Origin of the sequence: Chryseobacterium sp. Y16C (assembly GCF_022488405.1) — a bacterium.
Taxonomy (GTDB): Bacteria; Bacteroidota; Bacteroidia; order Flavobacteriales; family Weeksellaceae; genus Chryseobacterium; species Chryseobacterium geocarposphaerae.
Window position 1 is genome coordinate 2256339 of the sequence record NZ_CP092711.1, and the last position, 26122, is coordinate 2282460.

Consider the following 26122-nt stretch of genomic DNA (forward strand, 5'->3'; position numbering starts at 1 on the left):
TTATTTTCTATTAAGAATTCTCTAAAATATAAGAGAACATCAATGGTGCACAGATGGTAGCATCACTTTCAACGATAAACTTCGGTGTTGTAATGTCTAATTTACCCCAAGTGATTTTCTCATTTGGAACCGCCCCTGAATAAGAACCATAAGATGTTGTAGAGTCTGAAATCTGACAGAAATAAGACCAGAACGGAATATCATGCATTTCCATATCCTGGTACAACATTGGCACTACACAAATTGGAAAATCTCCTGCGATACCTCCACCAATCTGGAAGAAACCAACTCCTTTTCCTGCCGAATTTTTAGTATACCAATCCGCTAAATAAGCCATATACTCAATTCCGGATTTCATCGTAGAGAATTTCAATTCTCCTTTGATACAGTAAGAAGCGAAGATGTTACCCATTGTAGAATCTTCCCATCCTGGAACTACGATTGGTAAGTTTTTCTCAGCCGCAGCAATCATCCAAGAGTTTTCTCTGGGAATTTCGTAATATTGCTCCAGAACTCCCGAAAGGATCATTTTATACATATATTCATGCGGGAAATATCTTTCTCCTTTATTATCCGCATCTTTCCAGATTTCAAAGATGTGTTTCTGCAGCCTTCTGAAAGCTTCTTCTTCAGGGATACAAGTATCTGTAACCCTGTTTAGCCCTCTTTCCAACAGATCCCACTCTTCCTGAGGTGTAAGATCTCTGTAGTGAGGTACTCTTTCATAATGAGAATGCGCTACAAGATTCATAAGATCTTCTTCAAGGTTTGCACCTGTACAAGAGATAAAATCTACTTTATCCTGACGGATCATTTCAGCAAGAATTTTCCCCAACTCTGCAGTAGACATTGCTCCTGCCAAAGTAATCATCATTTTTCCGCCATCCTTAAGGTGTGCAACATATCCTTTAGAAGCATCCACCAATGCAGCAGCATTAAAGTGAAGGTAATATTTTTCTATGAATTCAGTTATCGGTTTGCTCATTTTTTTAATTTTTGCAAAGATAGGAATTTTGGGTTGTAAGATACGTGCAGAAAGTTAGAAGAATTTTAAAACTTAAAACGTCTGTTTTCCTTTTTATCAGAAAGCTTCTTTTTTGTGTCCAATCTTTTCTGTTTTTGAGCTTTTGAAGGCTTCGTAGCAACACGTTTTTTAGGAATAAATAATGCTTTATCAACAATTTCCAGGATTTTTTCAATGGCTTTATTTTTATTCATTAATTGAGTTCGACTTTCGGAAACTGTTAAGAACAAAAAACCTTCTGCATTAATTCTGTTTTTTAATTTATTTTGAATTAAATCTTTTTGTTCATCAGTAAAAAATTCTGAGGCAGCAACTTTCCAAAGAACCGTAACGGAAGTTTCGACCTTGTTTACATTCTGACCTCCTGCTCCACTGCTTCGGGAAGTTTTGAAACTAAGTTCTTTTGAAAAATCTTTCATTCTAATTTTAAATTGATGGGTAAAGATAAGCGTTACAATATAGTTTTTAATTCCATTCTATTCACTTTTCCATTAGGAGTTCTCGGAATTTTTTCAATGAAGATAATTTCTTTCGGCTTCTGAAAATTTTTCTCAAACGGAATACTTGAAATCTTTTCCAACAGATTTGTTGACTTTTCCCCTTCAATAATCAATATCAATTTCTGTCCCAAACTCTCATCCTCAATTCCTAAAAAAACAGCCTCATTCGGGATTTCTTTTTTTACTAAAGCTTCCAGCTGTTCAGGAAAAATCTTTGCCCCTCCGGAATTGATTACATTATCTATCCTACCTAAAAATCTAAATTGATTTTTATCTTTAATCTCAACTAAATCATTAGTTTGCAATACCTCAGCATTCACTTTTGGAGCAAAAATTTTCAGACAACCTCTCTCATCCTTAGAAATCTCGACGTTTTCAAAAACCGTAAAAAAATCTTCCGAATTTGGAGCAATTTGCTTCAATCCGATATGGGAAAGCGTTTCAGACATTCCATACGTTTCAAATATCTTGGTGTGAGCATTTGAAAGACTAAGCGTTTGAATAATTTTTGTTTTTAAACTTTCTGAAACTGCAGCTCCACCAATAATCAGATTTTTAATTAAGTGTAATTTACCCAACGAATTCTCCACCTGAAGTGGTGTCATCGCACAAAAATTAATTTCTTCATTTAAATTCTCAATCGGTTTTGTAGAAGGATCGACAATCATTAATTTTAATTTTCTGATAATAGACCGAACTATCATCATTTTCCCTGAAATATATTCAACAGGCAAACAGATTAAAGCAGTATTCCCTTCCTTTAATCCTAAAAAATTGCAGGTCATTTCTGCAGAATTAATCATTTTGTTTTTCTCAATATCAAAGATCTTTGGCCCCCCCGTAGAACCCGATGTCTGTACTTTTACCGTTTCGGAATCTGAAAACCATTCTTCTAAAAAGTTTTTAATTTTAATTTCAAATTCGGTTTCAAAAGATAATTGATTAATATTGAGATTATTGAAGTCTATCGGCATAATTAATGGGAATAAAAAGCACAGTAAATTTAAAAAAAAGTTTAAAAAGTTCTTGCATGTAATGAAAAAAGCTGTAAATTTGCACCACTAAAACAAACAGAGACTCATGGTGTAGCGGTAACACTACTGATTTTGGTTCAGTCATCTGGGGTTCGAATCCCTGTGAGTCTACATTCAAGGAGAAATGATCAAAATGATTGTTTCTCTTTTTTCATTATGTACTAAATCATTATTAATCTGAAAGATATGATGTGCTATTGAGTTGATTCGGGTGGTTCGATAATGTTTTCCGTCAAATTCCAATTTTTCAGGAAATATCGAACCAATTATTGCCGTTTTGTTTCAATTCCTCCTTCTAAGTAGTGTTTTCCGATATTTTGAGGTGTTTCTAAAGCTTGTTCGAGCAGTTTATCTATATTGTTGATTTGAGGAGCTGAATTTTTATTTAAGTCTTCTTCCAACTTCAAAATCCGATCTTTACATTCTCTTTTGACATTCAGAGAGTGATCACTAGTTGTGGTTATATTTGATTATTCAACAAATAAGAGTAGATTATTACTCTTCCAAAATATATTTATATAAGGGATGATGCAAAAGCTTTTGGCAAACAAATAGTTTTTATTAAAAAACGATAACAAGCAAAAGCCTGTTATCGTTTCTTATTTCTGTCATCTAATATTTTATTGCAAAACCGGATAAGGCAACAAAATCGACTATTTTCATGAATTCTTTCCAATTAATAATCTATTTTTGACAACAATACTCTATTGAGTACTAAAATATAATCTTTTCGAATATAATCTTCAGATTTTTTTATTGATTACCAGCAGTTTAAATTCCTATTATTTCTCTATCCCTATCACGATTCCACGTTTGCTTAGTTACTAGTTTTAGATAAAAAAAATCATCATTTAATTGTTTGTTATTATAATGGGAAATTATTTTTTGAATTTTATCTAAAATCTCAACACCATTTTTCTTATTGAAAAAATATTTTCCAATATTGTTATCTTTATTTACCTCAACTAGTACTGACGATTTTGTACCTATTATTGTTTTTTTTGAATAGCAGATTTTTTCTATTTTCATTAAATCTTCTTTTTCTATTTGATAATTAGTTATTGGGAAATCATTCTCCTTCGGCTTACTATTTTTAAGAATAATTATTGGAGATGGAGAGTCTTCTGGCTTTATAATAGAAAAATCCCGCCCATCGGCGGGATTTATTATTTTGTAATATCTATATCTGATAAAGATTTCTCCTTTATAATGGCTTGAAGATCCTTGTAGGATATTTTCCTTATAGTATTATCTGTTTTAATGTCTTGTATAAAATATTTCAGATTTTTTTTATTTAATTTTTCTGGATTCATTGAATAAGTTGTATCAACTGAAACTAATAAATAATTGTTTTTAAACTTACATTCTACCAATCCACTATCTATAATTAGTTCATTATCCTTTAACAATCTATTTTGGCTACCTCCTTCGTAGAAAACTTCATAACCTGAAGGCAATTTTTCAACTTTATCAGAATTATTACAAGAATATAGAATAAAAAAAGTAATTACAACAACTATTATATTTTTCATACAATTAATATTTAGGTCCTCTTTCAAAGTTATATACTCTCGGTCTAATTGTATTTATCCCTTTGAAATTAATTTGAAATTGCTGTCCTTCTCCTGCAACCCATTTCCCAAGAACAGTTGCAGCGTTTCTAAAAGGACTATCCATAAAATTTCCGTGTTGTTCAAAATTATAGGTATCAGCCAAAATACTAACTTGATTATTTCCTAAATATTTTACTGTGATATTTCCTAAAACTCTACCATCGCTTGAATTTACCAAGGTTTGAACCCCATAAGTTTTTCCTTTTACCCAACCTTTTGTATCAACAGAATTTAAATCTATTTTACTAGCATCTAAAGTCACTGCTTTTCCATCTCCATTTCTATACCAGTTATTTGCTTCATCTAAACTCATTTTTCCATCTCCATTTAAATCCCAAGGATCTTTCTGTTGTTGGGAAAAACTATTTTCACTATCCAATTTATTAAAGGTAGAATGCATCGCATGGTTTAATCCAGCAACAATTGCACCAATAGCAGCTCCCTGCCAGAAGTTTCCACCTGCAAGTTTAGACGAAACACCACCTACGACCCCTCCGGTAATCATAGAAGCTCCCATTGATTTGGTAACAGAAGGAGCCATGCTTGTAAGCCCGCTCATTACACCACTTGTTACAAAACCTGTAATAGCAGCCATACCTGCCGCCGAAAAATCAGCTCCCTGCATTAAAGAAAGAGTACCCTGTGCTACACCATGAGCAGTTGCCTGCAGAAGAGCAGACCCTACTTTTCCGATGCTAGCGGCAAACTGCGTTGCAGCTCCGGCTGTTGTCGTAAACACACTACCAATTCCGTAGGTTACAGCTCCAGAAAGAGCCCCAAAGAACTCGGCTTTAAAGTATCCTAATAAAGTAAACTTTTGCCCGGTAATAATTGTATTTAAAATATAACTTGCCGTACCCACCATTGCACCTATAACGATAGCCGCTACAAAACCTTCAGTAATTCCAAAAATATACTCTCCACTAGGATCATTAAATAAAAGCGGATTGTTCATCACATATCCATACTTATTATAGTTTTGGGTATTATAAGGAGCCTGAATATTTTCGTCTGCATTCAAGAATCTTCTCAATAGTGGATCGTACAGTCTTCCGTTCATATGGATAAGGCTTACCTCATGGAAATGTTCATGACTTGTATAACCGCGATCCAGCAATAATTCGGAAGCAAGACTCATCTGGGTGATCGTTGCCTTGTCTGTTATTATTGCCCCGCTTCCTATCTGCAAATGGGTAAAATTGCCCCATGCATCAAAATGTCTTTGTTCCAGCTTATTTCCGGCTTGATCGCTTATTGCCAAGATACTTCCCAAATAATCTTTGTGTAAGAATTTATAAGATCCGGATGTTTCATTATAATTTTTTACAAAAATAATACTACTGTCATAAGGCGAACCTCCAATATATAAAATATGCTTTTCCAGACCAGTTTGATTATCTTTGGTAATCTCCATACTACCGTCCTCATTATAGAACTTAGTAAACTTTCCATCCTGATTGGCGTTAAAATTACCGCCATAGGTCACTCTTTGCCTCATGGCCGTTAACCCGTACTGGAAAGCAACATCGCCTTTCACTCCGTCAATATAAGTAGGATCATTATTTTCATTGTAGTAAACCTGCTGTACAATATCACCTGCATAATTACCTACCCCTGTTAGATTTAGATTAATACTGCTTGGCTGATAAACCTTGCCTGGATACTCGTATTTTATTTGTCCTACCTGGTCATTTTGTGTGATTCTGCCTTTTGTATCATATGTATTTACTGAATTGGAGCCCGTTCTTGGGTTTGTCCAATTAATAAGACGATTGTTATTATCATACGAAAAGCTCTCCAAGATGGTAAAATCTCCACTTGTTGTTCTGCTGTTAAGCTCATTTTTTATAGCATCAAACACATAAGAAACCTGAAGTATACTTGGCTTAGCTGTGGATGAATGAGTCATATTTGTTAGGAATCCATTATTGTCATAGGTATTGGTAACAGCTGCTGCACCTAATTTTGACAAAAGCACTTGGCCTTTTGCATTAGTATCCTGAAGTTCCCATAATACCGAACCGTTATTTTTATCCTTAATCTGATAAAGCTCACCATTCCAAGGATTGTATGTATGCTCGATATCTACTGAAGTATTTATTCCTGAAGATAAAATACTTTTTTTATAAGACTTTACTCTCGATTTGTCATCATAAACAAAAGTATTCTGAGTATATAATTTACCATTATTTTCTTCTGTTTTTGATTTCAACCTTCCATAAATATCATATTCTATAACTGAATTATAAGCCTTCCCGTTTGATGTCCCTGTTACAGATATATTTCTTCCAAAACCATCGTATCCAAAACTGATAGATTTGTTCGTACTTGTTCCATCTGATGAGTTTTCGGTTTGTGACTCCAATTGTCCCAGATTATTATAGACATATTGTTTATTGCCTTTTGGACTGATTACTTTTTTTATTTTGCCAAAACCGTCATACTCATAAGTATATTTTCCGTTGGAAGGATCATTAAATTCTGATTTTCTTCCCCATGCATCATATTTTGTCGTTATAATATTTGTACCGTAAGTCGCTTTAATTTGTTCTCCCGAGGCATTATAATTAAACTGAATGCTTCCTCCCGCATCGGCAGATGAGACCGTATTCCCAAGGGCATCAGATGTTTTTGAAGTTATTCTGGAATATCCGTTGAGTTCTTTTACCGTTGTTGTAAATCCGGAAACTGATGTTTCTGTTTTTTTACCTTTAAATGATGTTGCAGTGACTTTTGCAGGGAAGAAAGTATCATCATACGATATAGTGTTCCATTGGGTAGCACTTTGTCCTTCATAATAAGGTTCGCTTTCGGATATTTTTCTTCCAAGAGGGTCATAATTTACATCCATGGAAACGTATTTCCCTTGGCCAAAAGCTTTTGTTGTTGATTTGTAATTCTGCCCGATCGCATTGGTATAGGTAATATTTTCACTTCCGTCCGGGGAGATTTCCTTTACTTTAATTCCTCCTGAACCTGATGTAATTTTTTCGTAGGTGTAGGTTGTAGTTCCGGATAAATTTGATGTTACATTTAGAATTTTTCCCCAACCATCATACGCTGTGGTTACGGTATTGTTTAAAGGATCGGTTTGGGTAAGAATCTGCCCCCAATCATTGTATGTTATATTAGTTTGAAGTCCTAAATTATCAATCTTTTTAGTAACAAATCTTCCTTTGGAATCATATTCAGCCTGAGTTGTAGAGCTCTGTGCATCTATACTGTTGGAAGCTGTTTTTTGAGTAATATTCCCAAAATCATCATATCCGTAAGTTTCCTGTACATAGCCCGTATTATCTCTGTTCCATGTTTTGAAAGTTTTAATGAGGTTATTTTCATAGGTATACTCTTCTTTTTCTGACTTTATATCGTTGTAAGCCTGAATAGTGCTATTTTTTGTTTTTATTCTACCTATATAATAATCTGCTCCTGTACCGGATGTATTATTATAATATTCATTAATGGTAGTATATATCCCGTAACCATTGTTTACATTGCTAACGGTTTGGTTAGGCAAATAATATTCACCATACTCAACAGTATCTGCCGTTAAGGTTCCTGTTAAAAAATCTTTTGTTCTTGATGATTTTATAAGGGAGGCTGTAACAATTTTAGGCTTATCAACATCTGCAATAGCAGTTACAACTTGCCCGTTAAGAAGCTTATCTATCTGATAAGTATATGACTTAAAGGTTAATAATCCGGTATTCGATTCTGATAAATTGGCCGGGAAAATTTCATTTTCATCATTTGTTTTAACTGTCCATTCTTTTAAGGGAACAGATTCGTTTCGCGGATCAAATTCAGCTCCAGACCAAATCTGTGTATTTGTATATCCTGAAGAATACCAAGATGATTTGGCAAATTGCCTGAAACCAATCACTCCTCTTCCGTGGAAATTAGAAAGAAGCCCTCGATACCTAAACTCCTGTGTTAAAGATCCGCCTGGGAAAAATTGCAAAACTCTATATACCACAGATGAAAGCGGAACTTTTTCAAGTTCCATATATGGATATGGCTCAGGTTGAATAGGCTTATAAAAGAAATTCTGAGGATTAGTATAAGTAGATATTTCTCTGTATTCAATATCAGTTGTCACTCCACCTTGCTGAATCTGTCCAATTCTTGATAGTGTAGGTAAAAATGTATAATTGTAATGAAGTACATAATTTTGATCACATTCAGTTCCTTGACAATCTACAGGTTTACCCGTCAATATAATTTGCTGATTAGTTCTATTTAAAGTAATTGCACTAAAAGGAATCACTTTTTCTGAGTAGGTTTTTAACCAATATTTGGTACGGAAGAAATTAATATCACTATTAGTCTGAATAGATACTGTATTTTCAATATTATAAGGATTTGGAAAATTGACACCCGGAAAAGGACTATAAGTAGGGTTATATACTATACTTTTATCTACAGCACCTGTTAATTTATTGGTAGAGTAAACCGCTACACTTACAGTTGTCCACTCCTGATCTCTGTGAGCATTCCATTCGTGATCATAAAATAATACATTTGAAACAAGAATATCAGACTTTCCATCTCCATCAATATCACTGGCTTGGTATTGCATCATTCTTACCAATCCATAACTACAGCCGCTTTCATAAAATGTATTATGTACATTATTAGTTAATACTTCTGCTTCAGACTGATAAAAAATAAAATTATTGATATAAGACTTTACAAAATTCTTTCCCGTGGATACATATAAATCCCAGTTGTATGATTTATTAGCTTGAGGTACAAGAATATCTGTTTTTGAATCACCGTTAAAATCACCAAAAAGCATTGCAGTATACACACTTCCTACAAAGTTTTGCCCTGCAAAGTTGCCGACAGAATTTGTAGAGTAATTAAGAGCTAAATCTCTTTTTATATTTAATATCTGATTAAATGTAGAATTGGTTTGAAGAATGATTTCCTGGATTCCATCTCCATTAAAATCGGCAAATTTAATGGAGTTTCCCGTACCTGTTCCCGTTTCAAAATTGTAAACACTTTGAGGAACAGGTATATTTTGATCTAAATCAACCAAAACATATGAATAATTAATTTTCATTGTTTGTCCCGGCAATATATTGTCAGGTTCAGGTTGCTCAATATAGCCATATTCTGTATTTGAGCCATCTGTTCCGGGTGCAGGAGTATATACATAAGAGCCCGCAGGATCAGTTGTTGGGTCAGCAGGATCTGACTCCGGTTGTAATAAATTGCTTGGCTGGCTTTTGTTAACGATAGCCACTCCTCCCGGATCTAATCCTCCCGGGTCTAATCCTCCGGAACCACAAATTCTGCTGGATTGGAATTTCATAAGCAACTCTGAAATACCGTCTCCATTAAAGTCATAGCTAATAGCTTCTTTAATAACAATGGAAGGAGTATTGCAAAAATCCAGATCATCATCAAACTGTAAAGGAGTATAAGAATCATACTCTATTGTCTTTGCATATTCGAAATCTAAACTGTTTGTTTGAAGATTAACAGAGTATACCTGAAATTCATAATTTTTTTTATATGGAGTAGCTGTTGCTTTCGCAACAGGAATAACAAGCCCCCCTTTGTTTGGTACAAAGTTGTTATTTTTAAAAGTAATGGGAACTGCATTTTTAAAATCAGCGGCTGAAAATTTGGAAGAATCATATTGCAGAGAAGTTGTACCGGTATTAGCATATACCGAACGTCTAAAATTGATTACTCCTGGTGATACAAATTCAATAAAATCTGCAATCCCATCCAAATTGAAATCACCGTATTTTCTCGTATTAAAATTAGTAATATTATATGAATATGAAGTTTCTTCTGATCCCATCTGATTACCAGTATATAAAATGGTAATGGGATTTGCAGCTTCATTATTGGCGTTATATTCAGTAATCTTATTTAGAAACTGGTAACTTGTTCCTATATCAACATAATCGATTACATACTTTTTAAATTGCTGTTGATTGGTAAGTACAGTAATGCTTTTTAAAGTACTACTCTGTACATGACGTACACCTTGATGATAAGCTGTTTCTTTTTGACTTCTATTTATATAATCAAAATTAATTGAATTGAAATGAGGTTTATTAATAGATTCATTTCCTCCCCATTTTATACTTTTTATTAAAGTAATATTATCGTTTGCAATTTTGTCCTGATCATATTCATAGGAAATATAATTTCCTTTTATATCTCTCCATTTTACAATATTATATTGTAAATCCGTTGTAGCTGTCGACATATTTGGCAATGTTCCATACCACCCTTGAGAGCCGTCTTCAAAATTAACCTCCCAATATAAAGGTCCGCTCCATGGTTTTCCTGTAATACTTCCATAGGACTTAATTCGAAGGTTAGAATACTTCTCTGTTACATATTCTGCACCATCCTGGCCATATGTTCCGGATTTTAAAATTAGTCTTTGCCCATTAAAACTATATAAGTCAGTTAAATCATTTTGAATGCCAATAACTTCGTTATCTTTTTCTATATTTCTGCTTACTCTGGATATCCCAGTGATGCCACCAATATTCCAACCATAGCCTGCAATACCATTTCCTGAACCTGAAATATAATTTAAATTTATTTGTGGAGCTACACTTTTCACTCCGGGAGGTAAAGCTATGGGCAAAGTAAACGATGCCTGTCCCCCACTGTTAACTTCCAGATTCCCTTTCGTATCATGAAAATTATTTTGTGAATAATTATAAATAGAAAATAGAAGGACAATGAAAAGAGCAATTTTTTTCATATAATAATCTTGATAATAGTAATTTAAAAATAAAAAGTTTCGTGTATTAAAATCACTTAATATTTAGTGATATTTTTATTCAATCGTCTGCCGTCTTTCAATGTGAATGTTAGAATATATACTCCCATATATTGTTTCGTCATATTAATTTTGACCGTTTTATTGAGAGTCGAAACCTTTTTATTTTGAAAAACCCAATGAATAGTACTCTGTTCATAAAGTCCAATTTCGGAAATCAAATCATTTACAGAATCATTCCAATCTATAGTAAGATTGTCTTTTACAGGTACGGGATAAATTCTGATATTATTCCAAAAATCACTTTCTTTTATTGTAGATGAAAAACCTTGAAGATTTTCTTTTATAGCGGGTTCAATTAGTTCAGAAGTTGTTGTATTTGCGCTACGAGATAACATTCCGTCACCTCTAAATACCTGATTTCCGGCTTCATCATATTGAAAGTAAATAGGATATGTACTAGGTGGCATGATTTGGCAAAAAAACCAATTACTGGTAAAAATTGCAATTGCTGATAGTATTAATTTATTCATGGTTGAAGTTTGTACAAATATAAAATTATTTTCAATATATCTAACAAAAGTGACTTCCTTATAGAAATAAATTAATATGTTAATATTTGCAACATTAATTATACTTTAATATCATTATACTATAGACATACCGTATATATTAATTTTTTTTAGTAATTCAGTTCATATCAATCTTCTTCTCTACACTCTTAGAGTGTAACTCTATGTTACGATGTAATTCAAATGATTATACCACATAAGAGATATAAAACAATCTTGTAAGAACAACTTTTCTAATCTCAAATCTCATAAGATAAATAGGGAAATATCTGGTTCAATATTGTTCCCTTTCGAATACGAAAAACCATCCTTTTCCAGGATGGTTTTTTCATTTATCAATTCAATATTTACTCAATATAAAAACTTACAAATAATCCTTAGGAATAGCGATATTATTTTTTTTCATGTACTCTACAAGATCATGAAATTTATTTTCGTATTCATCATTTCCGCATTTATGAGAAATACTACAGATATCTGACGGCTTAATTTCTAAAATCTCCGAAATCTTAGTTAAAATTTCCAGATTGATCTTCACCTTAGAATTTTCTATATCAGAGTAAGCTTTCTGAGAAATCCCCATCTCAAAAGCCATATATTCCTGAGTAAAATCCTTTGCTCTACGTATTTTCCTTATATTTTGTCCGCACACTTTCATCACTTCCTGTTTTTAGTAGTTTTCGGTATATTTTAGAAGTATATCTATTAGACTTACACAAAGTTAGTGAATACCTTTGGCAAAACATTATTACGCTACATGATATTTAAAACTTAAGCCGAAAATTTGCTCAGAAGCTTCTGTTTTAAAGTAAATATTACCTCAGTACAACACATAGGAATTATGGAGACGCAAAAATTTAATTATGACAATACTATTGTCAGAGCATTCCTCTATGCTACAATTGCATTCGGTTTAGTCGGATTTTTACTCGGGCTTACCGCTGCACTGATGCTTTTTTATCCTGAACTTCCCGAATTTTTATTCGGAACAGATGATACCACCATTAAAAGTTTAGCATCTGGAAATATTCAGGGACTGATTAATACACAAGGAGCTCTTGGCTTCGGAAGGATCAGAATGTTGCATACGAGTGCGGTGATTTTTGCTTTTGTCTGTAATTCCTTTTTCTGTGGCGCCTACTACAGCATGCAGAGATTACTTAAAACAAGAATGTACAGTGACACCTTATCATGGATACATTTCTGGACCTGGCAAATCATGATTGTCAGCGTAGTGATTACGTTCCTTATGGGAATCAATACCTCTAAAGAATATGCAGAGCACGAATGGCCAATTGATATTTTAATAACAGTTTCATGGGTTGTGTTCGGGATAAATATGTTCGGAACAATCGCTAAGAGACGGGTAAGACATTTATATGTTGCCATCTGGTTTTTCATCGGGACCTGGATTGCGGTAGCCATGCTTCACATCTTCAATAACCTGGAAGTTCCTTTATCTTTTACAAGCTGGAAATCCTATTCGATCTATGCAGGAGCAAAAGATGCCTTGGTTCAGTGGTGGTACGGTCACAATGCAGTAGCATTCGTATTAACAACTCCGGTTTTAGGTTTGATGTATTATTTCTTACCAAAAGCTGCAGACAGACCTGTTTTTTCTTATAAATTGTCTATTATTCACTTCTGGTCACTCATCTTCGTTTATCTTTGGGCTGGACCACACCATTTACAATATACTGCACTTCCGGCTTGGGCGCAGGCAGTGGGAACAGGCTTCTCAATTATGCTAATTGCACCATCTTGGGGAGGTATGCTAAATGGTCTTCTTACCTTAAGAGGAGCCTGGGATAAAGTAAGAGAAAATCCTATTCTAAAATTCTTCGTTGTAGCTGTTACCTGTTATGGTATGGCAACATTCGAAGGTCCGCTCTTGGCAACAAAATCTTTAAACAAAATAGGACATTATACCGACTGGGTAATTGGTCACGTACACATCGGAGCTCTTGGCTGGAACGGTTTCATGGCTTTTGGTATCGTCTACTATCTTATCCCTGTAATGTGGAGAACGCAGCTTTGGTCTAAGAAACTTGCCAACTGGCATTTCTGGTTAGGAACTTTAGGAATTATTTTCTATGCAGTACCAATGTATATTTCAGGATTTACTCAGGGATTGATGTGGAAACAATTCAACCCGGACGGAACTTTATTGTGGAAAAACTGGCTGGATACCGTAACTGCAATCATTCCATATTATAAAATGAGATTTTTGGGTGGCTTATTTTATATCTCAGGAGCTATTTTAATGGTTGTAAACGTTATAAAAACCATCAGAGCCGGATCATTCCAGAGAGAAGTTCCTGCAGAAGCACCTGCATTGGCCAATATCGGAAGTACGAGAAAAGAAGGGGAAGGAATCCATTTATGGCTGGAAAGAACTCCGAAATTATTATCAGTATTAGCTTTCATCACCATTGCCATTGGAGGATTGGTAGAAATTATTCCGACATTAACTTTAAAACAGAGTGTACCAACCATTACCGCCGTTAAACCTTATTCTCCGCTAGAGTTGGAAGGAAGAGATTTATACATCCGCGAAGGCTGTAATGCCTGTCACTCACAGATGATACGACCGTTCAGAGACGAGATTGTAAGATTTGAAGGCAAGAACGGGCAGTATTCTAAAGCCGGAGAATTTATCTATGACAGACCTTTCCTTTGGGGATCGAAAAGAACAGGACCTGATTTACACAGAGAAGGAGGCAGAAATCCTGACTCATGGCACTTCAAACATATGTATAACCCGAGAATTACCTCAGCAGGATCCATTATGCCGCGTTTCCCTTGGTTGATTACAAACAAACTGGACAAAACAAAAATGGTGGACAAAATGAAACTGATGAAAAACTATTTCGACGTTCCATACACAAAAGCTGAAATCGATTCCGCCAATCAATGGGCCAATAATCAGGCTGCAGGAATTGTAAAAAGAATTTATTCCGAAGCTACCGATGTTAAAGAACAGATTGAAAAAGACAGAGCTGCAAAAGGAGCAACATTCGTTCCGCTTGAGCAAAGAGAGATTGTAGCCATGATCGCCTATCTGCAAAGATTAGGAACCGATATCAAAACGACTCAGATTCAAACCGCAAGTGCAAAATAATTTAAATTGAATTACAATGAAAACAAGAACCCCTATTTCCATATATATCCTTGTCACAATAGGTTTGACGATCATGGCGTTCGAAATGTTCGCACACGATTCAGGATATTTCTCTTCACCTTTTTTCTGGGGATTGATGCTGATTGCAATTATTCTTCTTTTGATTATGAATTCGATTGGAGACTTAATTGAAAACCAGAATTTCACCAAATTATCAGCTGAAGAAAAAGCTGAATATTTAAAAGATAAAAACACGCCCTATTTCCAGAAACTTTGGAATTCGGCTTTCAAAAAACAGTCTGCTACCGAAGAAAAAGATATTCTTATCGATCATGGTTTCGACGGAATTACAGAGCTCGACAACTCACTTCCAAAATGGTGGATCGGTCTGTTTTATTTCGGGTGCATCTTCTGTGCGGTATATCTTACAGCCTTTGCCTTCACAGATTACGCCCACCCTGAAGCAGAATTAAACCATGAAACGAAACAGATGCTCGCATCTATTGAAGAATATGAAAAAAATGCACCACAGGTAACACTTGAAACCGCAAAATACAGTGCCGATAATATTGCAGAAGGTCAGGAATTATTTAAAACCAATTGTGTCACATGTCATGGCGATAACGGGAAAGGAGGAATTGGTCCCAATTTAACCGATACCCATTGGATCAATGTAAAACAAAAAAGCTTATTTAAAAATGTGATCTGGATGCTTGAAAACGGATCGCCCAACAATCCTACGATGAGACCATTTATCAAAGAAGGAACCATTACAGGAAGAGATGCTGAAAAAATTGCGGCTTACATATATCACATCAATCAGGAAACCGCTCCTATTACTCCTGCTCAAGGAGGTGCCGCTCCACAAGGGGAAGAGGTAAAATGGGAAAACGGAAATGACTAATAAAAATTTTTATCTCAACATACAAACCATGCCAATGCCCCCTTTGAATAACTAAACTAACATTTGAAACTTCATTTTTGCTAACCTTTTCAACATAGAAAATGATAAAAAGGGGGCTTTTAAAAACAAAAAATCCGCACCTTGACTGTCTTCATCAACTAATTCACTTGACGACAACTAAACTTAAATTCCATAAATAGGCAGTCAAGGCAGGATTTTTGTATTCATAAAAGAGTATCACTGCAGAAATAATAAATTCATATTATTATATTTGTCTAAAACCGAATCACTCTTGAAACTGAAAATCAATAAAAGAAAGCTCTTAAGGCGATTCCTGATAACCTTTATTTCCATATTGGTTTTTCTTATCCTGCTTGTTTTTAGTTTAAGGCTTCCGGCTGTTCAAAACTTCATAAAGGATAAACTGGTCGTCTATCTTGAAAAGAAAATCAAAACCAAAGTAAGCCTCGAAAGAGTTTATATAGGATTTCCAAACAGTCTTGTTATGGAAAATTTGTATTTAAAAGGACAGGATGTTGATACGCTTCTGGCCGTAAAAAAACTTGACGTTGGATTAAATATGCTTAAACTTATCAATTCCACAGCAGATATTACTTCGGTGGATCTAGAAGGAGCAAGAGCCAATGTCGTGAGAAAATCGGACGGGAAATTCAACTTCGATTATATCATTGATGCTTTTGCTACCAGTGATAAAGAAGAAAGTCCATCGAAACCTTTCATTATTTCCTTAGATAAAATTAAACTAAAGGATATTGGTGTTACTTTCAACGACCAGCAATCCAGAAATGATATAAAACTTTACTTTGCATCTTTTGACACAAGAGTAAAAACCTTTGATTTAAATAACAACAAATATGCTGTTAATGACATTAATCTTGACGGATTAAAGCTAAAATTAAAACAGGATCTCGTAGAAGAAGTCTCTCAAAAAGTTGAAAAGAAAGTCGATTCTCTTAATAATAAAAAGCCGATGCAGATTGGATTAAGAGGAATAAAACTTACCAACTTCAATATTGATTACGGCGACGACAATACCAAAACTTTTGCAAAGATTCTATTTAAAGAATTAAGCACAAAGGTCAACAAACTTGATCTGGAAAACAATGCGTATAGCATAGATAATGTTTTCCTTTCCGGCGCAGCTATTAATGCCAATCTTTATCTTCCGGCTAAGAATGCGAATCCTAAAAACAGCAAAGAATCTGAAGCCTCAAAAGTAACGGATAAAGAAAAAGCACTGAATCTGTTACTCGGAAAATTGGTATTAAACGATGTAAAAGTTACCTATAATAATACTGCCATCGCTCCTACAAAGCAAGGAATGGATTTCAATCACATGAATTTTTCCAAAATGAATGTCGAGGTAAGAAGTTTCAGAATGCAGGATAATACGTTTGCCGGAACCGTGAGCTCAGCAGAAATTCAGGAAGCAAGAGGATTGGATATTCAAAAGTTCAATACGGATTTTGTATATAATGACAAAGAGGCCTATCTAAAAGATCTTTATTTGCAGACTCCGAAAACATTGTTACGTGATGAGGTTATTTTAAATTACACTTCCATTGAACAATTAAGTTCCAATTTAGGAGCCGTAAAAATTTCAGCCAATATCAAAGATTCTAGAATTGGTTTTGCAGATATTCTAAATTTGGCTCCGACTTTGAGAAATACCGTTCCTTTTAACAAATATCCAAATGCTATTTTAAATGTAAATGCCAATGTAAAAGGAAATGTCAACGATTTATTGATTAACAATCTCAAACTTTCAGGTTTAGATCAGTTAAGAGTTGCCGCATCAGGAAGAATCAGAAACGCGATGAATCCTGAGAATTTATATTATGATTTGAGGATTACAGAATTATCTTCATCTGCAAAAACGATTTTCAATTTAGTTCCGAAAAATACGATTCCTTCCAACATTTCTCTGCCTTCTCATATGAGCATCAAAGGAACGACAAAAGGAACTACCAAAGTGGTGGATGCCAATCTGAACCTCTACTCCAGTCTTGGAAATGCCGCTGTGATTGCCAAAGTGGATATACGAAGAAAAAATCATGAACTGTATGATGTAAAAGCCAATCTACAGGGATTACAGATCGGGAAAATCATCCAGAATAAAGATATAGGAGCAATTTCGGCGCAGATTTATGCCAAAGGAGAAAGTTTTGATTTCAAAAATGCAAAAGCAGATGTAAAAGGTCATGTTGCATCAGCAGTTTATAAAGGATATCGTTACCAAAACATGAACCTTACGGGAAAAATCAATCGTGGAGCCTACAATATTGTTCTCAACTCAAAAGACCCTAATGCTAATCTATTGCTAACAGCTTTCGGAGTTTACAACGAGAAAAATCCTACGGTAAAAGTGAATGGTGAAGTGATAAAACTGGATGTGAACAAACTTGGATTCTACGAAAAACCAATGATTATCGCAGGAAAAATAGATGGTGATTTTACCAATCTGGATCCGGACAATCTGAATGGCTATCTAACTTTAAAAGATTTTGCTTTTTCGGATACCAAAGAAGTGTATCCTGTTCAGGAACTGAATCTGAAAGCTTCTTCAACTGCTGATTCTACCAATATTGTTCTCAACTCTCAGGTTGCAGATATAGAGCTGAAAGGAAAATACAAACTGACCCAGATTTTTGGCTCTTTATCGAATACCATTAATCAGTATTATCAGTTCCAAAAGCCGGGAAAGGCTCAGAAAATTCAGCAGGGACAGTTCTTTACCTTTAGTGCAAAAATTAAAAATGATGATATCATCAGAAAGTTTGTTCCTGATCTGAAAAGTTTTGAAACCATTAATCTGACCGGAAATTACGATGCCGATTCTCAGAAAATTGAAATCGATGGACAAATTCCACAGCTTTTGTATGGGGAAAATTCCATTGAAAATGCAACGTTAAAAGTAACCAACGAGAACCAGGCGTTACAATACAACCTATTTGTCGCAGGATTAAAAAGCTCAAGTTTCGCCCTAAACAAAGTAAATGTTGGCGGCGATGTTTCAAATAACATAATCAATTACAACATCACGACAAAAGATCAAAAAGATGAAACTCAATTCCTGATTGCCGGAAATGCAAAATCATTGAATGACATCACAGAAATATCTTTAAATCCGAATGGCTTAAAATTAAATTACACCGACTGGACAGTTTCAGAAGGGAACAAAATACAAATCGGAAACAAAGGAATTTTTGCAGATAATTTCAGACTTTCAAATGGAGGAAGTGAGATTTTATTACAATCGGAATCCCAATCTCCAAATTCACCTTTAAATGTTTCGCTGAAAGATTTTAAAATTGAAACCATTACAGAATTAATTAAAAAAGATACACTATTGGCAAGAGGAACAATCAACGGAACTGCCCAACTGCGTGATTTGACAAAAAAGATGACTTTCACATCTGACTTAAATATTTCTGATTTAATCGTTTATGAAAACCCTATCGGAAACCTGGCTGTAAAAGTCAACAACAATTCTCCGAATCTCCTGAATGCTGATGTCGTACTTTCAGGAAATAATAATGATGTAAAAATTCTGGGAGATTACAACACTTCCTCCAGTACATTTGACCTGAATATGGCGATCAATCAATTACAGATGAAGTCCGTTCAGGGGTTCTCTATGAATGCCGTTACCAATACGGAAGGTTATCTATCGGGAAATCTGAAAATTACCGGAACTACAGATAAACCCAACATTTTAGGTAAAGTTAAATTCAATGATGTAGGTTTGGAAATTACTAAAACAGGAAGTGATTTCAGAAAGCTGAACGATGAGATCGGCTTTACCAGCCGAGGTATTGAGTTCGATGATTTCAAAATCAATGATAAAGACGGAAATTCTCTGAGAATTAATGGTGAAGTTCTTACACAGACCTATAAAGATTTTGCTTTCAACTTAGACGTCCGAGCCAAAGATTTTAAAGTCGTAAATTCCGAAAAATCGAACGATGCCATTATGTACGGAATTTTAGCGATTGACACCAATCTCCATGTTCGTGGTGATCTTGATTTGCCAAAAGTTGACGGAAGATTGAATGTTTCCGATGCTACTGATTTTTCATTCGTCCTTCCCCAATCGAGCCCTTCGTTACAGGAAAGAGACGGAATTGTAGAATTCATAGATCAGGATCAGGTAGTTCTTAATAAAACGATCAAAGCTGACTCTCTAAATGCACAAAGCCGCATTAAAGGAATGGATGTAAGTGTAAATATAGAAGTAAGCAAAGAGGCTAAACTATCCATCATTATTGATAAAGCCAATGGAGATTTCGTAAAGCTTCAGGGAGAAGCAGAATTAACCGGAGGCATAGATCCTTCCGGAAAAACAACACTCGTAGGAATTTATCAGGTAGAATCCGGAGCGTATGAAATGTCTGTAAGTTTGCTAAAACGTAAATTCGATATTCAAAAAGGGAGCACCATTACCTGGACCGGAGAGCCTACCACGGCAACACTGGATATTACCGCCATTTATAAAACAGAGGCCGCTCCGATCGATCTGGTAGAGCAGCAATTAAATCCGGATTCACCGGGTGAACTCAATCAGTATAAGCAAAGAATACCTTTCAATACATTATTAAAAATGAAAGGAGAATTGCTGAAGCCGGAAATTACATTCGATATTACCACCGATAAGAAAAACAATGCGGTTTCATCAAATGTTATTGAAACTGTGGATCAGAAACTTGCCCAGCTAAGAACCCAGGAATCCGAAATGAACAAACAGGTTTTTGCTCTGTTGCTGCTCAACCGTTTCATTGGTGAAAATCCATTCGAATCCAGCGCAGGAATGTCGGGTGAAATGATTGCCAGACAGAGTGTGAGTAAGCTTCTTTCTCAGCAGCTTAATAATCTTGCTTCCGATTTGATAAAAGGAGTAGACCTGAATTTTGATCTCGAATCTTCAGAAGATTATTCAACCGGCAACAAAAATACAAGAACAGACCTTAATGTAGGAGTCAGCAAAAAGCTACTGAATGATCGTCTGAAGGTTTCCGTGGGAAGCAATTTTGCATTAGAGGGTGAAGCACGGGAAAACGAAAACATGACCAATATTGCAGGAAATGTCACAGTGGATTATAGCCTTTCCAAAGACGGAAGATACATGCTTCGTGCCTACCGTAAAGATGAATATCAGGTAGCTCTTCAGGGACAAATTATAGAAACCGGGGTTGGATTTATTATCACACTGGATTACGATAAATTCCGTGATATTTTCAAAAAATCTAAAGAGAAAAGAGTAAGAAAAAACCAAAAAGATCAGGTGGTAGAATTTAAATAACCATTTAAATAATGAAAACTAAACGCTCCATATATTTCAAATATTTATTCGCTTCCGGTTTTGCAGCGCTCAGTCTTTCATGTAATAATACAAGATTTCTGAAAGAAGGACAAATGCTTTATACAGGAGGGGAAGTAAAAATAAAAAATGACTCTCTGTCAAAAAAAGAAAGAAAAGAGCTTAAAACGGCTTTGGAGGCCAATCTTACTCCAAAACCCAATTCCACATTTTTAGGAATGAGACCTAAGCTGTATTTCTACAATATTGCCAAAGAACCTAAAAAGGAAAAAGGATTCAACTACTGGCTGAAATATAAAATGGGAGAAAAACCTGTTTTACTGGGTGATGTAGACAGGGAGTTCAATAAAAATATTATTGAAAATTATTCTGAAAATAAAGGCTATTTTAATGCAAGAGCAACTTATGACACCGTTTCGAAAAACAAAAGAGCTCAGGTTATTTATACTTTAAGGCCCGGCTCAAGATATTTGATCAGCAATGTTAAATTTCAGAAAGACTCTTCCTTAGTTAATAAAGAAATTCAGGATTTATCCGGTAAAACATTTCTTAAAAACGGAAATCCGTTCGATCTGGATGTTATTAAAAATGAAAGAGAAAGGATTGATAACGGGCTTAAAGAAAGAGGGTTCTACTATTTTCACCCTGATAATATTATTGTTCAGGCTGATAGTACCATAAGCAAAAATCATAAGGTGGAACTCAATGTCAAACTGAAAAAGGATACTCCAGATCTTTCAACCCAGCAATTCAGTATTAATAATGTAATCGTGTTCCCGACCTACAATATTCAGGATGTAAGAGCCGGAAAATATAAAATCCCGATGAATCCCGACTCCCTCGCTCAATATGCCTACAAGGATATTTATGTCATCGATCCGCAACACAAGTTCAAGCCTAAAATTTTTGACAGGGCTTTATATTTTAAAAAAGGAGATCTTTACAACCGAACCAATCACAACCTTACCTTAAACCGTTTAATCAGTTTAGGAGTATTCAAGTTTGTAAAAAATGAATTTATTGTTTCAGATTCACTGCAGCATAAATTTGATGCTTACTATCTTTTAACGCCAAGAGAAATACAGTCTCTTCGTCTGGAAGCTTTAGGAAGAACCAATTCTGCCAATTATGCAGGAAGCGAATTGAATCTCAACTGGACACACCGAAATTTCTTCAGAGGAGCAGAACAATTTAAAGCAGCAATTTACGGAGCTTTTGACTTCCAGATGGGAGGTCCTGAAAATGCTAAAAACCTGTTCAGAGCCGGAACCAATGTTCAGCTTTCAATTCCGAGAATTGTGGCACCCTTCAGATTTAATTCTTCGAGCGCTTTTGTTCCGAGAACGAATATTACTTTAGGCTATGAGTTCCAGAATCGTACGGAATATTATACTTTGAATACCTTCACAGGCTCATTTGGATACGTCTGGAAAGAAAATGCTAGAAAGGAACATGATCTGAAAATCTTTGATGTCACGTATGTTTCTCCTGCCAATATTACAGCATTGTATGATTCAATCTCTGCAAAAAGTGATGCTATGCGAAGAGTTGTTCAAAAGCAATTGATTTTCGGGCCTACTTATTCTTATACTTACACTAACACCATGTTGTCGAAACCAACCACCATGTATTATAAAGGGACATTGGATTTAGCCGGTAACATAACAGGATTAGTAACGGGTGCGAATGTAAAAAAAGATAAAGAGAAAACTATTTTCGGAGTTCCTTTCAGTCAGTATGCAAAGATTGAAAATGACTTCAGATTGTATCACAAATTCACAGAAAAAACGTCTTTAGCAACACGATTTATTGCCGGGCTAGCCTATCCGTACGGAAATTCTGAACATATCCCTTTTTCAAAACAGTTCTTTTCAGGAGGAAGCAACAGTGTAAGAGCTTTCCGGGCAAGAACTTTAGGACCTGGAAGTTTTGATCCGAGAACGATTGAACAAGGCTATTATTTCGATCAGTCCGGTGATGTTAAATTAGAACTCAACGCAGAATACCGTGCCAATCTTTATAAGTTTTTAAATGTTGCCGTTTTTGCCGATGCCGGAAATGTCTGGCTTATTAATGAAGATCCGGACAGACCGGGAGCCAAATTTTCAAAAGAGTTTTTAAGTGAAATTGCTGTTGGAGCCGGAGTTGGGTTAAGATTAGATTTTTCTATTTTGATTTTAAGATTGGATCTGGCCATGCCATTGAGAGTTCCTTATTATGAAAAAAATGACCGATGGACGTTTGATAAAATAAATTTCGGTGATTCCAACTGGAGGAAGGATAATCTTATTCTGAATATTGCGATCGGTTATCCTTTCTAAGGTTATGCCGAATAAATCCCGACGATACTATGATGAAAAATATAAAATTTTTATGGCAAGTCTTAAAGGAAACATTCTCTGCATGGAACAGTTCTTCTGCTTCAACGGATTCTGCAAGCCTGGCATACTACGCTATTTTTTCAATTCCGGGGTTATTGATCATTATCATCTGGATTGCAGGCCATTTTTTGGGAGAAGAAGCGATACGTGGGGAGATAAATAATCAAATAAGCGGTTTAATGGGCACCGACGCAGCCAAAAGCATAGAAAATATGATTGCAGGAGCTTTGATTGACAAACAAAATATTTTCATGAAAATTGTAGGTGTCGGTTCTTTGGTTTTTGGTTCTACTACGCTATTTTTTCAGCTCCAACATTCATTAAATACACTTTGGGACGTAGAAGCTGCTCCTAAAAAAGCGATCGTAAAATTCTTGCTGGACAGAGCCAATTCATTAGGAATGATTTTGATTCTAGGCTTTTTACTGATGATAACTATGATCTTGTCTTCTCTAATTAGTATTTTCAACAAGTTTATCACCCAATATTTTGGTTTAGAAACGTATATGCTGGTAGAACTCATCAATTTTACTGTTGGTTTTGGGGTGGTTATGCTTTTGTTTGCATTAATGTTTAAAATATTACCAGATGTAGAGATCAGTTGGAAATCGGTATGGTCAGGAGCATTGCTTACAACTATACTTTTTACGTTAGGGAAATTTTTATTAAGTCTCTATTTCGGAACCACTAAGCCTACTTCTGCATTTGGTACTGCGGGAACTGTTATTTTAATTATGATGTGGATCAATTATTCCTGTATGCTTGTTTTTTTCGGAGCCGAATTCACCAAAGTTTATACTTATAGAAAAGGCTACAGAATTGTTCCTTCAAAACACGCTAAATGGAGCAATGCAAAACTCTATGAAGACAGCCAAAAAGCGCAAACATAAAAAGAAACCCCACAAAATTATCATCTCAATAGTATCAAAAATTGTATGAACCTTCCGAAAGTTGTAGAAATATAATTTGTTGTATAAATTATGTTAGTATAGTATAAGAAAAAAGGCTTTTGAAAATCAAAAGCCTTTATATAATTTACATTCTGTTTACCGTTTCAATTCCTAAGAGCTGTAACGATTTTTTTATTGTTTTTGCCGTAAGATCCGAGACACTCAGACGGAATTGCTTTACATTCTCATCTTCCTGATTCATAATCGGATTGCTCTGATAGAAGGAATTATATGTTTTTACCAAATCATACACATAGTTCGCTACTAAAGCAGGACTTAAAACTTCTGCCGCCTTTTCAACAACTGTTTTATAATTTGCCAGCTGCATGATCAGTTCTTTTTCGGACTGATTTAATTCAATCTCAGTAATTTCTTTCTGCTCAAAATTAGCTTTAGTCAATAAAGACTGGATACGTGCAAAAGTATACTGGATAAAAGGACCTGTATTTCCGTTAAAATCGATACTTTCTTCAGGATTGAAGAGCATTTTTTTCTTCGGATCCACTTTCAGCATAAAGTATTTCAATGCACCGATTCCTACATTTTCATAGTTTGCATCCTTTTCTTCTTCTGTCAGGTTTTCTAATTTTCCTAATTCTTCAGCTTTAGATTTTGCGATCGTATACATTTCCTGCATTAGATCATCAGCATCCACTACTGTTCCTTCACGGGATTTCATTTTCCCATTCGGAAGCTCTACCATACCATAAGACAAATGATACAATTGATCAGCCCAGGAATACCCCAGTTTTCCTAAAATCTTAAATAGAACCTGGAAATGATAATCCTGCTCGTTTCCTACCGTATAAATCAGCTTTTGAATATCATTTTGTTTAAAACGTTCTACAGCAGTTCCCAAATCCTGGGTCATGTAAACAGAAGTTCCGTCTGAACGCAATAAAAGTTTTTGATCTAATCCTTCATCTGTAAGATCACACCAAACAGAACCATCTTCTTTCTGATATAAAACTCCTTTGTCCAATCCTTCCTGAATAAGATCTTTTCCAAGAATATAGGTATAACTTTCGTATTGCACCTGATCGAAATCTACTCCTAATCTCTTATACGTTTCATTGAATCCTTTATATACCCAGGAATTCATTTCATTCCAAAGATTTCTTACTTTTTCATCTCCATTCTCCCAGTCCAGCAACATCTTTTGAGCCTCTTTCATTAAAGGAGCTTCTTTTTTTGCCTGATCTTCACTCATTCCCTGAGCGACAAGCTCAGCAATTTCCTGCTTATATTCCTGATCAAATTTCACATAGTAGTTTCCAACGAACTTATCCCCTTTAGTATGAGTAGCATCAGGAGTTTCTCCTTTTCCATATTTTTCCCAAGCCAACATCGACTTACAAATGTGAATACCTCTATCATTAATAATTTGGGTTTTAATCACATCATACCCTGCTTCTTTTAAAATCTGAGCAACAGAGAATCCTAACAGATTATTTCTGATATGTCCCAAGTGAAGGGGCTTGTTTGTATTCGGAGAAGAGTATTCCACCATTACCGTAGAATTTTTCTTTTCAATAACATTAAATTGATTAGCTATCGATCTAAAATTATCTACAAAAAACTGATTTTTAACTTTAACATTAAGAAACCCTTTCACAACGTTGAAACTCTCCACTAACTCAGTTTGCTCTGTTAAAGCCTCTCCTAATTCAACACCAATACTTTCAGGATTTTTTTTCAGCTGTTTTACCAAAGGAAAAGTCACGATGGTAAAATCTCCTTCAAATTCCGTTTTATTCTCCTGAATTTCTAATTTAACATCTTTCAGCTGATAGACATTAAGGATAACATCTGCAAGGTTTTGTTCTATTATATCTTTAATATTCATTATTCCATTTTGAAATACAAATATACGGAAATAAAAAAACCACCTTTCGGCGGTTTTTAAATATTAAAATTTGTTTTGT

Annotated in this window: 15 protein-coding genes and 1 tRNA gene; 6 read left to right on the forward strand and 10 right to left on the reverse strand. The window is 34.9% G+C overall.

Features of this window, described 5'->3' with window-relative positions; genetic code table 11:
* Positions 1-10 precede the first annotated feature (10 nt).
* From MKS83_RS10005 to MKS83_RS10015, 3 genes are all read right to left on the reverse strand, one after another.
* Positions 11-985: a deoxyhypusine synthase family protein gene (locus MKS83_RS10005; RefSeq protein WP_240583044.1), complete on the reverse strand. Its 975-nt coding sequence runs from the start codon at positions 983-985 to the stop codon at positions 11-13.
* Positions 986-1050: 65 nt separating this feature from the next.
* Entirely contained in the window at positions 1051-1443 is a 393-nt protein-coding gene (gene arfB, locus MKS83_RS10010) for an alternative ribosome rescue aminoacyl-tRNA hydrolase ArfB (RefSeq protein ID WP_240583045.1), read from the reverse strand.
* A 32-nt stretch (positions 1444-1475) separates the two neighbouring features.
* A complete protein-coding gene (locus tag MKS83_RS10015; protein ID WP_240583046.1) occupies positions 1476-2498 on the reverse strand; it encodes an AMP-binding protein in 1023 nt (340 codons plus the stop codon).
* 100 nt (positions 2499-2598) lie between these two features.
* Between MKS83_RS10015 and MKS83_RS10020 the strand changes: the two genes are divergently transcribed.
* A tRNA-Gln gene (locus MKS83_RS10020) sits at positions 2599-2669 on the forward strand.
* 155 nt (positions 2670-2824) lie between these two features.
* Here MKS83_RS10020 and MKS83_RS10025 read toward each other — a convergent pair.
* From MKS83_RS10025 to MKS83_RS10050, 6 genes are all read right to left on the reverse strand, one after another.
* Complete coding sequence (locus tag MKS83_RS10025; RefSeq protein ID WP_240583047.1) at positions 2825-2965, reverse strand: hypothetical protein; 141 nt, start codon at positions 2963-2965, stop codon at positions 2825-2827.
* Between the two features lie 364 nt (positions 2966-3329).
* Positions 3330-3587 (reverse strand): hypothetical protein, encoded by a 258-nt coding sequence (locus tag MKS83_RS10030; RefSeq protein WP_240583048.1) that lies wholly within the window; start codon positions 3585-3587, stop codon positions 3330-3332.
* A gap of 137 nt (positions 3588-3724) precedes the next feature.
* Entirely contained in the window at positions 3725-4090 is a 366-nt protein-coding gene (locus tag MKS83_RS10035; protein ID WP_240583049.1) for a hypothetical protein, read from the reverse strand.
* A gap of 4 nt (positions 4091-4094) precedes the next feature.
* Entirely contained in the window at positions 4095-10913 is a 6819-nt protein-coding gene (locus tag MKS83_RS10040) for a SpvB/TcaC N-terminal domain-containing protein (RefSeq protein ID WP_240583050.1), read from the reverse strand.
* Between the two features lie 56 nt (positions 10914-10969).
* Positions 10970-11401, reverse strand: a complete 432-nt coding sequence (locus MKS83_RS10045; RefSeq protein WP_240583051.1) for a T9SS type A sorting domain-containing protein — start codon at positions 11399-11401, stop codon at positions 10970-10972.
* Positions 11402-11867: 466 nt separating this feature from the next.
* Complete coding sequence (locus tag MKS83_RS10050) at positions 11868-12161, reverse strand: helix-turn-helix domain-containing protein (protein WP_240583052.1); 294 nt, start codon at positions 12159-12161, stop codon at positions 11868-11870.
* 183 nt (positions 12162-12344) lie between these two features.
* On the opposite strand from MKS83_RS10050, the gene ccoN reads away from it, so the two are divergent.
* The 5 genes from ccoN to MKS83_RS10075 all read left to right on the forward strand — a co-directional run bounded on the left by ccoN (position 12345) and on the right by MKS83_RS10075 (position 24137).
* The gene (ccoN, locus tag MKS83_RS10055; RefSeq protein WP_240583053.1) at positions 12345-14624 is read left to right on the forward strand and encodes a cytochrome-c oxidase, cbb3-type subunit I; all 2280 of its coding nucleotides are present in this window, start codon (positions 12345-12347) and stop codon (positions 14622-14624) included.
* Between the two features lie 16 nt (positions 14625-14640).
* Positions 14641-15528, forward strand: a complete 888-nt coding sequence (locus MKS83_RS10060) for a cbb3-type cytochrome c oxidase N-terminal domain-containing protein (RefSeq protein WP_240583054.1) — start codon at positions 14641-14643, stop codon at positions 15526-15528.
* Between the two features lie 292 nt (positions 15529-15820).
* Positions 15821-20848 carry a translocation/assembly module TamB gene (locus MKS83_RS10065; protein ID WP_240583055.1) on the forward strand — a complete coding sequence of 1676 codons (5028 nt, stop codon included), beginning with the start codon at positions 15821-15823 and terminating at the stop codon, positions 20846-20848.
* Between the two features lie 11 nt (positions 20849-20859).
* Positions 20860-23187, forward strand: coding sequence for a BamA/TamA family outer membrane protein (locus MKS83_RS10070; RefSeq protein WP_240583056.1), 2328 nt, complete (start codon positions 20860-20862; stop codon positions 23185-23187).
* A gap of 29 nt (positions 23188-23216) precedes the next feature.
* The gene (locus MKS83_RS10075; RefSeq protein WP_240583057.1) at positions 23217-24137 is read left to right on the forward strand and encodes a YihY/virulence factor BrkB family protein; all 921 of its coding nucleotides are present in this window, start codon (positions 23217-23219) and stop codon (positions 24135-24137) included.
* Between the two features lie 145 nt (positions 24138-24282).
* Here MKS83_RS10075 and argS read toward each other — a convergent pair whose 3' ends face one another.
* A complete protein-coding gene (gene argS / locus MKS83_RS10080) occupies positions 24283-26043 on the reverse strand; it encodes an arginine--tRNA ligase (protein WP_240583058.1) in 1761 nt (586 codons plus the stop codon).
* Positions 26044-26122: the final 79 nt, after the last annotated feature.

What these genes read in the sequence shown, in the direction of transcription:
- MKS83_RS10005 (WP_240583044.1), bottom strand. Translation starts at nt 985, where the DNA reads ATGAGCAAACCGATAACTGAATTCATAGAAAAATATTACCTTCACTTT.
- arfB (WP_240583045.1), bottom strand. Translation starts at nt 1,443, where the DNA reads ATGAAAGATTTTTCAAAAGAACTTAGTTTCAAAACTTCCCGAAGCAGT.
- MKS83_RS10015 (WP_240583046.1), bottom strand. Translation starts at nt 2,498, where the DNA reads ATGCCGATAGACTTCAATAATCTCAATATTAATCAATTATCTTTTGAA.
- MKS83_RS10030 (WP_240583048.1), bottom strand. Translation starts at nt 3,587, where the DNA reads ATGAAAATAGAAAAAATCTGCTATTCAAAAAAAACAATAATAGGTACA.
- MKS83_RS10035 (WP_240583049.1), bottom strand. Translation starts at nt 4,090, where the DNA reads ATGAAAAATATAATAGTTGTTGTAATTACTTTTTTTATTCTATATTCT.
- MKS83_RS10040 (WP_240583050.1), bottom strand. Translation starts at nt 10,913, where the DNA reads ATGAAAAAAATTGCTCTTTTCATTGTCCTTCTATTTTCTATTTATAAT.
- MKS83_RS10045 (WP_240583051.1), bottom strand. Translation starts at nt 11,401, where the DNA reads ATGCCACCTAGTACATATCCTATTTACTTTCAATATGATGAAGCCGGA.
- MKS83_RS10050 (WP_240583052.1), bottom strand. Translation starts at nt 12,161, where the DNA reads ATGAAAGTGTGCGGACAAAATATAAGGAAAATACGTAGAGCAAAGGAT.
- ccoN (WP_240583053.1), top strand. Translation starts at nt 12,345, where the DNA reads ATGGAGACGCAAAAATTTAATTATGACAATACTATTGTCAGAGCATTC.
- MKS83_RS10060 (WP_240583054.1), top strand. Translation starts at nt 14,641, where the DNA reads ATGAAAACAAGAACCCCTATTTCCATATATATCCTTGTCACAATAGGT.
- MKS83_RS10070 (WP_240583056.1), top strand. Translation starts at nt 20,860, where the DNA reads ATGAAAACTAAACGCTCCATATATTTCAAATATTTATTCGCTTCCGGT.
- MKS83_RS10075 (WP_240583057.1), top strand. Translation starts at nt 23,217, where the DNA reads ATGATGAAAAATATAAAATTTTTATGGCAAGTCTTAAAGGAAACATTC.
- argS (WP_240583058.1), bottom strand. Translation starts at nt 26,043, where the DNA reads ATGAATATTAAAGATATAATAGAACAAAACCTTGCAGATGTTATCCTT.